Below are 15,471 nucleotides of genomic sequence, written 5' to 3' on the forward strand. Positions count from 1 at the left end.
CCGGTAAATAAATCCACAATTAAAAAGGATTTCTGATGAATAAACTCACCCTCACCGGCATTATTGCCGCCCTATTGTCACCCCAAGCCTTTGCCAATGGGTATGACTGTACAAATCTCGATATTTGGAACAGTACCACTGCCTATAATGGTGGCGACAGTGTACAGCACCTCAATCATGCCTATCAGGCAAACTGGTGGTCGCAGGGTAATCCGCCCGACGAATACTCCGACCAATGGCAGGAATGGAGTCTGCTTGGCCAATGTGAGTCTAGCGAGCCGCAACCGCCAACTATTGATATCACTTCTCCTCAAGACGGCGGTCAATTCGTTCTCGATAAATCCATTTTGCTTGCCGCCCAAGTAACCAGCCAGAATTCCGAAATAAAAGAAGTGGAGTTTATTGCAAATGGAGAGTCGGTTGCCATCATCCAACAAGAGCCCTTCTCGACCGAGTGGACCCCCTCTCAATTAGGACAAACGATCATTGCTGTTAAAGCAACTAACATCGACAACCTGACAGAAACCAGCCAAGTGAGTATTACCATTGTCGATGGCGATATTAGTTTACCACCTGAAGTGACACTCACCTCTCCGGGTACTGGCAGCACTTATGATGAGGGAGACGTTGTGACATTCTCCGCCGATGCCAGCAGCGAGCACAGCAGCATTGAGCGAGTCGAATTCTTCCTCAATGATAGCCTTGTCGGCAGTGACAACAGCGCCCCATACCAACATAGTTGGACCGCTAAAGCAGGTAACCATGCTGTGTTTGCTCAAGCTATCGACAGCAACCAGCAGAGCACTAAAACTGAAGCCGTTAGCTTCACGGTAAACGGCAACGCCCCTGGCGGTAGCTGTAAAGATCTGCCTGCTTATACCGAAGGAGAAGCCTATACCCAAGGCCAAGTGGTCACCAATGTTGATAACCAATACAGCTGCCAGGTTGCTGGCTGGTGTGGTGGCGCAGCTTGGGCCTACGAGCCAGGCGTCGGCCAGTATTGGGAAGATGCATGGAAACACGAAGGTGACTGTGGCACAGCGCCTGAGCTGAGCTTTACTTCACCAGCGGCTGGCGAAACCTTACTGGCAGGCATTCCAACCAACCTAGTCGTGAACGCCAATGCTGGCGACTTTGCTATTACCAAAGTACAGTTCTTCGCTGATAGCCAGCTGATTGGGGATGGAATTGTCGATGGCAACAATTACCAGCTTGAATGGACACCAGTCACCATCGGGAACACTTCACTCAAAGCCATCGCAACTGACGAAGATGGCGGTGAAGGTGAAGCCACCCAGCAAATCACAGTAACCGACCAAGCATTGGTTGTTGATGTTACCAAACCAACACCGGGTTCGCGTTTTGGCTTAGGCACACCTGTTGAAATGGAAGCCGATGCCAAGTCATTTACCTCCGATATCGACCGCGTTGAGTTCCTAGTGAACGGTAAAGTGGTGGCAACTGCATCACAAGCACCTTACAAGGCAACGTGGACTTCCGAAGCGGCTGGTGAATATCAAATCCAAGCTAAAGCCGTTGACGGCAGCGGTGATGAAGAATTCTCGAGTGCGGTTCCAATCAGTGTCACCCTCACCGAAGAGAAAAAACACAAGCTTGTCGGTTACTGGCACAACTTTGTGAACGGCTCTGTTTGTCCAATGAACCTGAGCGATATTCCAACCGAATGGGATGTCATCGACATTGCCTTTGCTGACACCAACCAGTCGCAACCGGGTACCAACTACTTCAACTTGTTCTCAGGGGATGCGGGTTGCCCTGCCATTGATGCAGAGCGTTTCAAGCAAGACATCAAGGCACTGCAAGCCGACGGTCGCAAGATTGTACTATCGCTAGGTGGTGCGGAAGGCACAATCACGCTTACTGATGATGCTTCAGAGCAAGCCTTTGTCGATAGCCTAACCGCCATCGTTGAGGAATGGGGCTTTGACGGCTTGGATGTCGACTACGAAAGTGGCTCGGGGCTGGTCAACGGTTCTGAAATCCAGAAGCGCCTACCACGTGCATTGCGTAGCATCCAAGACAAGCTGGGCCGTGACCTGTACCTCACCATGGCACCTGAACACCCTTATGTTCAAGGCGGTTACGTGAGTGTCGCTGACGGCACAGTTTGGGGGGCTTACCTACCTGTGATTAACGAAACCCGCGATATGCTAGACCTGCTACATGTCCAGCTATATAACAATGGCGGATTGGAGCACCCATATGGCGGCACGGCACCGATTGGCTCTATTGATATGATGGTTGCAGCACAGAAGATGTTGGTGGAAGGCTTCCAGACAGCTTACGGTCATGGCCCTGACTTTGCCCCACTGCGTGATGATCAGGTTTCAATCGGTCTACCTTCAGGCGCTAAAGCAGCCGGTAGTGGCCAGGCAACAATAGAAGACACCAATAAGGCACTCGATTGTTTGGTTCTTGGTACTCAGTGTGATTCAGTCGTACCAGAGAAAACCTACGACAACTTTGGCGGTGTAATGTACTGGTCAATTAACTGGGATGAATATTACGACCGCGCATATTCACAAGGTGTTGGTGCTAAGTTAAGCGAGCTAAATCAGCGTTAACAGTTAGTATTCAATTATTATAATTGAAGCCCGAGTGACTCTCGGGCTTTTTTGATGGGTGTCAAACTTTTGCTTAAAAAATATATAAATTTTATTTTATCCAAACTTTAAACAACGTCTAACCAAAGCAACTACACAACTAAAGCCCCCCTTTTACCCACAAATGCCAACACCAAATAAAAACATAACAACTCAATGACTTAGATTCAAAAATAAATTTACACAACATTTAGCAACCTACCTAATCAAAAGACAAAAATTAATTGTTATAAACATCACTCACACATCCCCAAAAATACAAAACAACTCTTATCTTTCATCAACGTAATAAATATCCATAATTACCCGCCGTTGTATCATGCTAACTACTAATAGTTTGCTGCTTTTTGATATCTGCTGATATCTATTTTTCAGCCTTCATCAAATATTGATGAAGGCTTTTTTTGACAGACACAATAAATATGGAACTAGGAATTAGTTTTAAGGAGTATAAATGAAACGCCATATTTTAGCGGCGGCAGTAACCACTGCTTTTGTCTCTAATGCCCACGCGCTCACTGTATTCGAAGATGAAAATAACACTTTCAATGTCGGTGGCCGTATCGGTATCGTCGCGAATGTTACGCAAGACGGTACTCATCTTCGTGGTGACTCGTCTCGAATCAACTTCGTTTATGGACATGATTTCCAAAATGGCTGGAGCAGCTCGGCTACTGCGGAATGGGGCTTTCGTGAACTAAACAACTACAACGACGATGGCGCGGCTGACGATGTCCTCTTTAACCGACTAGGCAACATTCAACTAAGCCATAACAAATACGGCTCATTCACGGTTGGTAAGCAATGGTCTGCCTACTATGATATCGCTGGCTGGACAGATATGTACAACCTCGGTGGCGCTGCGGCCTTGGGTATCTATGATGATGGCGATATTTCAGGTACTGGCCGTGCAGATGATGCCTTTATTTGGCGTAATTCTTTCAACAACCTTAATATCTCTGCCCAATACCAATTCGAGCGTACCAGCGGTGCGGTAGATGACCCTCTGCAATCTCGCCGAAGCAGTGGCGCTTTCGAGCGAGAATACGGATATCAACTATCGCTAAGCTATGACTTGCCAATGGGGCTATCTATTGGTGGTAGCTTTGGTGAAACCGCCTACGAAACAGAAGATGACGTTGCATTCATGCTAGGTGCATTGAAGTACCAAAATGAAAAAGTATACCTTGCTGCAGCTTATGGCCAATTTGAAAACATGACCAATGCAGCATCTGGCGGCTTTGACCAAGAGTCTGAAGGTATTGAAATTTACGCCCGCTACAGCGCAGATCAACTTATGGAAGGCTTGTCTTTCAATGCGGGATACAACAACCTTGACGTCACCAAGGACAGCGAGGGCAATGACACAGATGCACAACGTGTTAACTACATGATTGGCACAGCGTACACCGTTGGCCCAATGCTATTTGCTGCAGAATACACCATCTTTGATAACAAAGACGGCATTGGTGGTGGCGATGACTCTGATCAATTCGAAATTAATGCTCGCTACTATTTCTAATATTCCGAACCTTACTTAGAGCATACCTAAAACACTAAAACATAGGCTGCCACTGATCGACTCTGTAGTGGCCGCCTATTTTACTCAATGCTCACTTATCCATATAACAACGGCACTAACGCAGTAATTCAAAGCTCAACTGCTCGCACAACTCCTGTGCAGACTCTGCACCTTGCTTGTTTGCTATCACTTGCACGACCTCTCTCAGCAACAGCTCAAGCTCACCTTCCGTGTTCTCCCGCTTACCAAGCTGGTTAATATGTGCGTATAGCGCTTGTTTGGTATTGGTTACCTGGCTCACGATATTTCATCCTTAATCAATGTCCTACCCGCATCATATTTGCCAGCCACTTGGAAAAACAGGAAGCTTGTCACACTCACATTTTTTCAATAAGTGAAGTAACATGCTGACACAAAATGTTTTTTATTGTGTCGCGAAGTGATATAGACACCAATTAAATCAGCTGAAGCTTTCTTACCGCAACATCACAATCTGTTACATCGATAATATCTTTAAAAGCGCCTGAACGGGGTGCTGAATGTTTATGTTTTCAAATCGCTTCACTTGGCTTCTGCAAGAATACCCGGTCGCTAAACACCGCTCGGCGGGCAGTTCTTCTAACCTTGGTTGCCAACTTAAGCCATAAATATCCCGGGACATTTGTTGTTTGTCTGCCTCGTGGCCGAAAGTGCCGGCCATACCGCAGCAGCCGACAGGAACAGTTTGTAAGCGAGCCCCAAAGTGTTTGAAAATCTCCCCCCACTCTTTTTCTGCGTTAGGCAATTTGGTTTTCTCGGTACAATGGGCAAACAAATACCATGGCTCTTCATCACTTACCGCATCACCAAACTCAAGGCTATATAACTCTGGCAACAGCCATTCATGAACCGTATTGACGGTGAAGTTAGTCTTCTTATCGCCCAGGATTTCTTTGTACTCGTCGCGATAGCACAGCACTAAGGCTGGATCGACGCCCACCATCGGAATACCTAGCTCAGCAATAGCAAGTAGAACCTCAGCCGTTGATTCCGGTGTTTTGCTAAAGCTTCTAATAAAACCCTTAACATGTTGTGCTTTACCATTTGGCTTAAAAGGCAACAAAATCGGATTCTTACCCAACCTAAGCGCCAAATGGGCAAGATCATCCACCACCCCTGCGTCGTAAAAGCTGGTAAATGGGTCTTGAACAATAATGACAGACTGTTCTTTTTGCCCTTGAGTTAAGCGCCTTAATTGCTCCAGCCCAAGGGTTTGAATGCCGCTTGAGGCCAAACGTTGTTTTAGCGTTGGCGTCGAAAGCAATGGGGCATCGACATAGCCCAGCGAGGATGCCAGCAGTTTATTCACCCAAGGCTGAGACATCACCCCATTCACCACGCTTGGTGAACCTGCCATTATCGGGATCAAGCTTTCGATATTCGCGACCAAGTAATCTTTCACCGGTCTTTGGTAACGACTGTGGTAAATATTGAGAAAACGAGAGCGGAAACTCGGTACATCCACTTTTATCGGGCACTGACTCGCACAAGCCTTACAGGCCAAGCAGCCACTCATCGCCTCGTAAACTTCATGGGAAAAATCATACTCATGCCGCTGGCTAAGCTTATTTCTCACCCGCTCGACCATTTGCTTGATACTAGTGCCTTCTTTAAGCGTGGCTTGTTCGATATCCAAAATATCAACGCCTTGCTCGCTTATCTGTCGAAGCCACTCCCTGACCAAACCAGCTCGACCTTTGGGAGAATGCCGGCGGTCGGCCGTCACTTTCATCGAAGGACACATGGGTGAAGCCGAATCGTAATTAAAGCATAGGCCGTTCCCATTGCACTCCATTACAGGCTTAAAGCTATCTCGCACTTCGATATCAATTTGCCTATCAAACAAACCACGCTTGGCATCACTGACCTTCACCAACTCGGCTGTGCTTGATAATGGAGTGCAAATCTTTCCCGGGTTCATTTTATTAAACGGGTCAAAAGCCGACTTAATCCTTCGCAGCTCGGTAAACAGTGCCTTACCAAAAAACGCCGGACCATATTCAGAGCGGAACCCCTTGCCATGCTCACCCCACATTAGCCCGCCATACTTGGCAACTAATGCAACGACCTGATCCGAGGTTTCACGCATCAATCTTTCTTGTTCGGGATCGCACATGTCTAAAGCAGGGCGAACATGCAGTACACCAGCATCAACATGACCGAACATGCCGTAATGAAGCGACTTTGAGTCCAATAAGTTTCTAAAATCAGCAATAAAGTCGGCAAGGTTTTCAGGTGGAACACAAGTGTCTTCTGCAAAAGCAATCGGCTTGGCACTGCCTTTCGTTGCGCCTAGCAAGCCAACGGCTTTTTTTCGCATCGCATAAATGCGGCCAATACTCGCCAAGTCATCACAAACTTGATAGCCAATTACACCCGCCTCGCCCTTGGCTATCATCACATCCAACTTGTCTGTGAGTGCTTTAACCTGGCGCGCAATTTTTTCGCTATCTTGCCCTTCATACTCAACCATATTGACGCCAAGCATTTCTTTGTCTGGCACTTCAACAAATAAATCACTCACCGTATGCCAAATAATGTCTTGCTTGGCCAAGTTCAGTACTTTCGAATCAACGGTTTCCACCGACAACGCGTCAGCTTCCACCATAAATGGGGCATGCCGGAGCGCTGAATCAAAGCTGTTGTACTTAACATTCACCAAAGTGCGCACTTTAGGGATCTGAGTTAAGTTAAGCTTGGCCTCAGTAATAAAGGCCAGCGAACCTTCTGCTCCACATAATATACGGGTGATATCGAAATCATCATCTTCCGGCAGATAGGCATTCTTAAGGTCGTACCCTGTTAAAAAGCGATTGAGCGAAGGGAACTTCTTATCAATCAAGGGGCGATTGTCTCGACACACGGCATGAGAAACAGTGAGTGCCTGACACGCCAATGAGTCCTCAGCCGGTAAACCGCTTGAGAGATCGGTCTCAAGCATTGAGCCATCGGCAAATACGGCCTGAAGCGAGAGGACATGATCAGAGGTTTTGCCATAGCGCAATGAGCCTTGCCCGGATGCATCGGTATTGATCATACCGCCAATTGTCGCTCGGTTGCTTGTGGAGAGATCGGGCGAAAAGAAGTAACCGTAGGGCCTTACCGCATCATTAAGTTGATCTTTTACAACACCGGCTTGAACCCTCACCCAGCCTTCATCTTCATTTATTTCCAACACCTTATTCATATAGCGGGAAATATCGACCACAATACCGGCAGTTAGCGATTGTCCATTCGTGCCCGTGCCCCCACCTCTTGGCGAAAACACCACTTCCCGGTACTCTGCCGAATGACTCAGTTTTGCCAGAGTAGCAACGTCTTCACTGGTCTTGGGAAAGACAACGGCCTGTGGCAGCTTTTGATAAACACTATTATCGGTTGCAACGGCTAAGCGGCTAGCATAGTGGGTCTCAAAATCCCCGCTAAATGCGGTATCGGCTAGTGCATCTAAGAACTGGCTGGCAACTGGCTGGATGCTAGAAGCACCATCTAATCTTGGTAACATACGACCTCAACGCGTTTTTCAAATACGATATTGTTGAAGCTAAACAACTTCTTCCCATTTTCCGTTTTGGCTTCCAGCCCTTAAACTTGCTGCCGATTTCCACCAGCGATCGCCATATGAGCTTGAGAATTGGTCAATCGTTTTAGCAACATGATCCAACCCACTCGCCTGCGCATAATGCATAGGTCCACCCAAATGCCTAGGGAACCCGTAGCCGTTGACGTAAACCACATCAATATCACTGGCACTGGCGGCAATACCTTCATCGAGGATGTGCGCGCCCTCATTCACGAGAGCCAAAATACAACGGTCAATGATTTCGTTGTCTTTTACTTCCCTTGGCTGAAAACCGAGCTCACTCGCCGTTGCAGCGATCAGTTGCAACACACTAGGATCAGTGCCAAGTTTTTTGCCATTTTCATCATATTTATAAAAACCCGAGTGAGTCTTTCTGCCTTTACGATTCGATTCGACAAGGCGATCGTGAACTAAGAATGCCCGGCTATCATAGTCTTCTTTATTGAGTGACTTTCTCATCATGTAGCTAATATCAAGACCCGACATATCTGCAACCGACAACGGGCCCATCGCCATCCCAAAGTTATATAACGCTTGGTCAATTTGCTTAGGGCTTGCGCCTTCAAGCAAAAGTAAACCCACCTCTCTTTGGTAACTCTGGTACATTCGGTTCCCGATAAAGCCATGACAAACACCACTAATCACGCTGACCTTATTAAGATGCTTTAACACCTTAATCGCAGTCGTTAACGTAGCCTCACTGCAGTAATCCGTTCTGATTACCTCTACCAACTTCATAATATTGGCCGGGCTAAAAAAATGCATGCCGATAATATTTTCTGGATAGGGGCTACCCATCGCCAACACATTGATATCAAGGTAGGAAGTGTTGCTCGCTATGATTGCATCTGATCGGCAATGTTCATGGATCTGCGCAAACACCTGGGACTTAACCTCTAAGTCTTCGAAAACGGCCTCAATAACCATATCCACGTCTTGTAGGCTTTGGTAATCGGTTGTTGGCGTGATCAGATTTCGTGACTTATCAGCTTGTGCCGCAGTGATCTTTTCGCGTTTAATACTGGATGCCAGCATTTTTTCTATACGTGTTATGCCTTGCTCAAGCGCTACGTGGGATTTCTCTAAAAGCAAAACAGGATAGCCAGCATTGGAGAATGCCATCGCTATCCCCGTTCCCATTGTCCCCGCCCCAATGACAGCCACTTTTTGAATTTTCTGTGTGCTTGGCACTGACTTGGTATTAAATTGACCGGCTTTCTTTTCAGCAAAGAATATATGGCGCAATGCTTTTGCTTGCTGGGATTCCCTCAACAACATAAATAAATTACGTTCGAGTTTGATTGCCTCATCAAATGGCTGTTTGGTTGATGCCTCCACCGCATCTATCGCAGATTGGACCGCATTCAAGTTCCGTTTGCGCTTGTGCATTTTGGTTCGCCATTCATCAAAAACCCCCTCTGCAACTTGATGGGGCATAGGTGCTTGGCTTAACCGCCGTAAGACTGGGGTTTGCTGAGGCACCTTCTGGCAGTAATTTAGCGCTACCTTCAGCATATTCTGGGGTTCATCGGATTTTTCAGGCAAATGGCCAATAAGCTTGTCGACCAACTTTGACTCTAGGGCCTCTTCTGAAGAGATAATCTTCCCACCTGTGATCATATCCAACGCTTTACTCACACCCACCAGTCGCGGCAAACGTTGCGTACCTCCCGCTCCCGGTATCAGCCCCAAGTTGGTCTCGGTCAAACCTAGTTTCGCCCCTTCCTGCGCAATTCTATAATGGCAAGCCATGGCGATTTCCAAGCCACCGCCCAAAGCATAACCATGGATCAAGGCAACAACAGGTTTAGGGCACGCTTCAATACAGTTAACAACATCGGGTAAACTAGGAGCTAACGCTGGCTTATCAAATTCACTAATATCCGCCCCGGCCATGAAGGTTTTGCCTTCACAACGAAGCAGCACGCTTTGGGCTTCAGGATCAGCACTCGCCCTATCAATACCTTTGATTATTCCATCACGCACCGTTTGAGATATGGCATTTACAGGCGGATTGTCGACAGTTACAACGGCAACACCTTCAATTACTTGATACTCAGCGGTCATCATAATCTCCTTTTACTGATGGGCTTGTGCATAGTGATTTCGATGTTAGCAAAGGCACAACAGTCAAAATAAATAGTATTTATGTTTACTAGCTATCTGTTTTTCTTATATCCAAGCCAAGCGTTACATAAAAACAGATAACCAAATACAGAAGCCAAAATACAAAGGCCAAATAATGCTTCGCACTAAAGGGGTATAATTTTTTCCTAACATAACAATAACTATTTAATATTTTCATATATCTAAAATCTCTCTAATAATAGAAAGCGACTAACCACAAGACAGTCAGCCCGCATGAGCTCATGGAAATTACTCTTAGATAAAAGAATTTAGGAAGAACGAAATGAATATCGGAAGTTTATTTGAGCGCAGCGCTCTATTCTGGAGTGAGCGTACAGCATTAAAAGACGAAAGGAAGTCGTTAACTTATTCCCAGCTAGATGAACGCTCTAACCGCGTTGTTAACACCCTTGCGTCATTAGGTATTGAGCAGGGCCAACGTGTTGCCGTATTAGCTTGGAACAGAGTAGAGATTGTCGAAGTTGAAATTGCCCTATATAAAGGCGGTTTTGTTCGCGTACCCATTAACGCCAGGCTATCACCAGAAGAAACAGTGCATGTCTGCAATGACTCGCAAGCCAACCTTCTGATTGTTGATCCTGAGCACCTCAACGCAGGCATGCTTGCGCTAAGCAAATGCCCTACCCTCAGCCAGCTGCTGGTGATGGGCGAAGGCATTGAGGAATGCAGCTATGAGGATGCATTGAGGAATGCAGCTATGAGGATGCATTGAGGAATGCAGCTATGAGGATGCATTGAGGAATGCAGCTATGAGGATGCATTGGCGAAGTCCGATACTTCAGCGCAGTTAGCTCAGGTTCAAGAGGATGATATTGCCGTTCTGCACTACACGTCGGGCTCTTCCGGTGTGCTAAAAGCGGCAATGCAAACCGTAGGGAACAGGCTGTCAATTCTGCATAAAGTGATTTACCGAGCAAAGTTAAACCCGGATCACCCAGAAACCATGGTGCACGTCGGCCCCATCACCCACGCCTCGGGGATGTCTATCATGCCGCTGCTTACCCAAGGGCATAAGCACGTTATCCTGTCTCGCTTTGACGTCGATAACTTCCTTGGCACGGTGGAATCAGAACAAGCCCAGCAGACTTATCTGGTACCAACCATGATTAACCGGATCCTCGCCCATGAGAACCGCCATAAATACGACATCAGTAGCTTGAGGCAAATCCGTTATGGCGCGGCACCGATTTCAGCCGCCCGACTCAAAGAAGCGATAGAGTTTTTCGGCCCGATCCTTAACCAGGGCTATGGCGCAGGCGAAGTCAACCACTCGGTTTGCATGTTGAGTGAAGCCGACCACGCCAGTGCAATCAATGGCAACCCGGATCTGCTCAACTCCTGCGGTCGTCCTTTGTTTGAAACCGAAGTCAAAATCATTGACGAGAATGGCAACCCCCAACCCGTCGGTGTCCGAGGCGAAATGGTTATCCGCGGCAAGGATGTGATGAAAGGCTACTGGAATGCCCCTGCCCTGACTGAAAAGGTGCTCATTAACGGTTACTACCATACCGGTGATATCGCCTATAGCGATGAGGAAGGCTACCTATTCATTGTCGACCGTAAGAAAGACATGATTGTTTCGGGCGGCTTCAACATTTACCCAAATGAAGTTGAAAATACGCTCTACAACCACCAAGCCGTTTTCGAAGCATGCGTTGTCGGTGCTCCCGACCCCGACCTCGGTGAGGTAGTCAAAGCTGTCGTTGTGCTTAAAGATGGCTCGAACGTCTCTGAGTCAAAGCTCATCGACCATTGCACCAAGGAACTTGGCAAATTCAAAAAACCCGATTCGATTGATTTCGTCGCGAGCTTACCCAAAAACAACGCGGGAAAAATCCAGCGCCGCGATGTACGTGCGACTTATTGGAAAGACGAAGACCGTCAAATCTAGATCGTTACTTTGGAAACCAACAAGGAAATGTACCTATGCTTCACAGCAAAAATAATGGCATTCCAGAACAAGACTTCATTGCGCTACGTAATAAAATGAATAAGTTTATTTATGAAGAACTTATCCCATTAGAAAAAGAACGTGGCCTAACCCCGGAAACCTGTTTTTCCCGCGAATTGCTTGAAGAAATTTGGCAGCGCTCGTACGAGCTTGGCATTTATGGTTGCAACCTGCCTGTTGAGTTTGGCGGCTTAGGTTTGTCAATCCAACAACTGTGCATCCTCAAGGAAGACGTGACCTATAGCAACGCGGCCTTATACGGTTGCGTATTGGGAGAAAACGGCGGCCCAATGCGAATTGGCTACATCTTGAATCAAGCCACTGAAGAGCAACTGCTAGAGTACTTCATCCCTACGGCACAAGGTAAACGCGCAGGTTGCTTTGCCTTAACCGAGCCACAGGCGGGCTCCGATGCGACTCGAATCCAAACATCTGCTGTCAAAGATGGGAATGATTATATTCTCAACGGCCACAAACGGTTTATTACCGCATCTCGCACCGCCGACTACGCCATTGTCATGGCAGTGACCGACCCAGACGCAGGCACTAATGGCGTGACAGCCTTTTTGGTCGATGCCAACTCCGAAGGCTACACCATCGCCGGCGAGTACTTACCAATGTCGGGCCAGCATATCGACAATGACATTTACCTTGAAAATGTCCGCGTGCCTGCCAAAAACATTCTCGGTGGGCTTGGCAACGGCTTTAAGTTGGGAATGAACCGAATCAATATCAACCGCTTACTTCAATGCCCGACCATGTTAGGCCATGCGCGATTTGCCTTTGAAGAAGCCGTCAATTATGCCCATAACCGCGTTCAATTCGGGAAGTCCATTGCTGATTTCCAAGCGATCCAGCACATGCTGGCTGACATGAAAACATCCATTTTTGCGTGTCGTAGCATGATCGACTCTGCAGCCGCGAAAGCCGACCGAGGTGAAGATATCCGCAGCGAGTCTTCGATGTGCAAAGTCTTCGTTGGGGAGAACAGCTTCCAAGTCGCAGACAAAGCTATCCAGATCCACGGCTCAGTCGGTATGACGCAGGGCGAGCCCGTAGAGTGGGTATTCCGCCGCTTAAGGATGTTCCGCATCCTCACCGGTTCTAGCGAGATCCAGCGCAACACCATCGCCAAGGGCATTAAAAAAGAGTGGAAAACGTCACAACCTGTCATTGAGGAGCAAGAAGCATGAGCAGCAACAATTGGTCATTCCTAAAAGATATCCGCATCGTTGATATGTCACGATTACTTCCAGGCCCAATGACAACCCAACTGCTTGCCGATCTCGGTGCAGAGGTGATCAAAATCGAAGAGCCTAAAGAGGGTGATACCGGCCGGGTGCTGGGTAAGGATATGTTTGCCCGGCTTAACCGCAACAAGAAGTCGCTGACCATCAACCTGAAAACCGAAGAAGGTAAAGCTATTTTCAAAAAGCTGATTGCCGAAGCCGATTGTGTGGTTGAAAGCTTCCGCCCTGGGGTCATGGATCGCCTTGGTTTTTCCTATGAAGAACTAAACGCGATTAACCCAAAACTGATTTACCTTTCGCTTAGCGGATATGGCCAAACCGGGCCTTACGCTAACCGGGCCGGACATGACATCGACTTCTTGGCCCTATCGGGGTACTTTGGCGTGCCTTCTCAAGTGAACGATAAAATTGCCCGCCCAAAAATCCGATTAAGTGATTACGCCGGTGCCATGTATGCCGCCCTATCACTCAGCGTTGCCCTGGCAAGTGCCAAACAATCGGGTGTGGGCCAATACATCGACGTTGCCATTTTAGATGCCATTTCAGCGTGGTCAGCCCCCTTACTGCGTGTTGCCCATGACGTCTGCGACAGCGATCCCGACAAAATGCCCTTCGTCATGCCGGATAACGATATCTTCAGTACCAAAGACGGCGAGCATTTGGCTATCGGACTCTTTGAAAACAAGTTCTGGAATCAACTTGTCACCATGATCGGTGATGACTTCCCTGCCCTGGCTGACGAACGCTTTGCCAATACGCGTCTGCGTAACCAATCCAAGCGTGAAGTGCATGCGCTGCTATCCGACGTTTTTGCATCCAAAACACTCGATGAGTGGACAGCTATCTTCGAACCGACGGATATGCCTTGGGCCCCTGTCCTAAGGGACATGCGTTTCTTTGATGACCCGCATATTCAGTCAAGAGGGCTCATGCAAACCATGCCGGACCGAAACAGCGAAAACGAAACATTCCAGGTTCGCTATCCGGTTAAGTTCTCTGCGGGGCTTGATGACCTTCGCTTGCCGCCACCAGAAAAGGGAGAGCACACAAGAGAATTACTTTCCTCTTTGGGGTTGAGTGAATTCGAAATCGATATGTTACGCGAGTCTGGTACCGTATAGGAGGCATTATGAGTGACGCATATATTTGTGATGCTATCCGCACCCCCTTCGGGCGTTATGGCGGGTCGTTATCAACCATTCGTACCGACGACCTAGGGGCAATACCACTAAAGGCACTGATGGAGAGAAACCCGCAGGTTGATTGGTCAAAGGTCGAGGATGTCATCTTTGGCAACGCCAACCAGGCCGGGGAAGACAATCGAAATGTCGCTCGGATGTCGGCACTGCTCGCCGGCCTTCCCACTGCCGAGCCCGGTACCACGGTTAACCGCCTGTGCGGCTCTGGTATCGATGCCATCAGTATTGCGGCAAGGGCCATCAAATCAGGCGAGACCGACCTGTTGATTTCCGGCGGTTGCGAATCAATGTCGAGGGCACCATTCGTGATGGGCAAGGCGGAATCTGCCTTCAGCCGCACCCCTGGCGGGTTATATGACACCACCATTGGCTGGCGGTTTATCAATGAAAGAATGAAGCGCGAATATGGCGTCGACTCCATGCCAGAAACGGCAGAGAATGTGGCCGAGATGTTCAATATTTCTCGGACGGACCAAGACAAGTTCGCCCTTCGTAGCCAACAAAAAGCGGCTGCGGCTATTGAGCAACGTTTGTTCGCAGACGAGATTTGCCCGGTAGACGTTCCTCAACGCAAAGGAGAGCCTGTCACCGTTGATAGGGATGAACACCCCCGCTCTACCTCGTTAGAGAAACTGGCAAAGCTCAACACCCCCTTCCGAGACGAAGGCGGAACCGTGACGGCGGGCAATGCTTCGGGCGTCAATGATGGTGCGTGCGCGCTGTTGATCGCCTCTGAAAAAGCTATCGACCAGCACAAGCTAACCCCGAAAGCCCGTATTCTTGCGACTGCCGCCACAGGGCTAGAACCCCGAATTATGGGGTTCGGACCCGCGCAAGCGATTACGAATGTCTTGGCTAAAACTGGGTTAAGCCTCGAACAAATGGATGTTATCGAGCTTAATGAGGCATTTGCTTCGCAAAGCTTGGCGGTGATGAGAGAAGCCGGGCTGGCGGATGACTCAGAAAAAGTTAACCCTAATGGTGGTGCAATCGCCCTGGGCCATCCTCTTGGGGCCAGTGGTGCGAGACTAGTGACGACTGCGATGTATCAACTCCACCGAACAGGCGGGCGCTATGCACTTTGCACCATGTGTATTGGTGTTGGCCAAGGTATCGCCATTATTATCGAGCGGGTATAAGTCGATCCTATAAATA

9 protein-coding genes and 1 pseudogene are annotated in these 15,471 nt (G+C 48.1%); 7 read left to right on the forward strand and 3 right to left on the reverse strand.

The window, feature by feature from the left end; translation table 11 throughout:
* Window positions 1-35 precede the first annotated feature (35 nt).
* On the forward strand, window positions 36-2,585 hold the full coding sequence (locus C9I98_RS06880) for an Ig-like domain-containing protein (protein WP_107271771.1): 2,550 nt from the start codon (window positions 36-38) through the stop codon (window positions 2,583-2,585).
* Between the two features lie 493 nt (window positions 2,586-3,078).
* Window positions 3,079-4,146, forward strand: coding sequence for a porin (locus C9I98_RS06885; RefSeq protein ID WP_036822190.1), 1,068 nt, complete (start codon window positions 3,079-3,081; stop codon window positions 4,144-4,146).
* A gap of 115 nt (window positions 4,147-4,261) precedes the next feature.
* Here C9I98_RS06885 and C9I98_RS06890 read toward each other — a convergent pair whose 3' ends face one another.
* The 3 genes from C9I98_RS06890 to C9I98_RS06900 all read right to left on the reverse strand — a co-directional run bounded on the left by C9I98_RS06890 (window position 4,262) and on the right by C9I98_RS06900 (window position 9,835).
* On the reverse strand, window positions 4,262-4,447 hold the full coding sequence (locus C9I98_RS06890) for a hypothetical protein (protein ID WP_036822193.1): 186 nt from the start codon (window positions 4,445-4,447) through the stop codon (window positions 4,262-4,264).
* Window positions 4,448-4,642: 195 nt separating this feature from the next.
* Entirely contained in the window at window positions 4,643-7,690 is a 3,048-nt protein-coding gene (ydiJ, locus tag C9I98_RS06895; RefSeq protein WP_107271772.1) for a D-2-hydroxyglutarate dehydrogenase YdiJ, read from the reverse strand.
* A gap of 39 nt (window positions 7,691-7,729) precedes the next feature.
* Complete coding sequence (locus C9I98_RS06900) at window positions 7,730-9,835, reverse strand: 3-hydroxyacyl-CoA dehydrogenase NAD-binding domain-containing protein (protein WP_158262667.1); 2,106 nt, start codon at window positions 9,833-9,835, stop codon at window positions 7,730-7,732.
* 343 nt (window positions 9,836-10,178) lie between these two features.
* Here C9I98_RS06900 and C9I98_RS27085 point away from each other — a divergent pair.
* The 5 genes and pseudogenes from C9I98_RS27085 to pcaF all read left to right on the forward strand — a co-directional run.
* Window positions 10,179-11,363, forward strand: a pseudogene (locus C9I98_RS27085) (AMP-binding protein); the annotation flags it as partial.
* A gap of 123 nt (window positions 11,364-11,486) precedes the next feature.
* A complete protein-coding gene (locus C9I98_RS27090) occupies window positions 11,487-11,807 on the forward strand; it encodes an AMP-binding enzyme (protein WP_338049197.1) in 321 nt (106 codons plus the stop codon).
* Between the two features lie 35 nt (window positions 11,808-11,842).
* Complete coding sequence (locus C9I98_RS06915; RefSeq protein ID WP_051902108.1) at window positions 11,843-13,060, forward strand: acyl-CoA dehydrogenase family protein; 1,218 nt, start codon at window positions 11,843-11,845, stop codon at window positions 13,058-13,060.
* A complete protein-coding gene (locus tag C9I98_RS06920) occupies window positions 13,057-14,238 on the forward strand; it encodes a CaiB/BaiF CoA transferase family protein (protein WP_081878908.1) in 1,182 nt (393 codons plus the stop codon). Before C9I98_RS06915 ends, C9I98_RS06920 begins: the two co-directional genes overlap by 4 nt.
* Before the next feature lie 8 nt (window positions 14,239-14,246).
* Entirely contained in the window at window positions 14,247-15,455 is a 1,209-nt protein-coding gene (gene pcaF / locus C9I98_RS06925) for a 3-oxoadipyl-CoA thiolase (RefSeq protein ID WP_107271775.1), read from the forward strand.
* Window positions 15,456-15,471: the final 16 nt, after the last annotated feature.

The organism is Photobacterium sanctipauli, assembly GCF_003026495.1.
In the GTDB taxonomy this organism is placed as follows: Bacteria; Pseudomonadota; Gammaproteobacteria; order Enterobacterales; family Vibrionaceae; genus Photobacterium; species Photobacterium sanctipauli.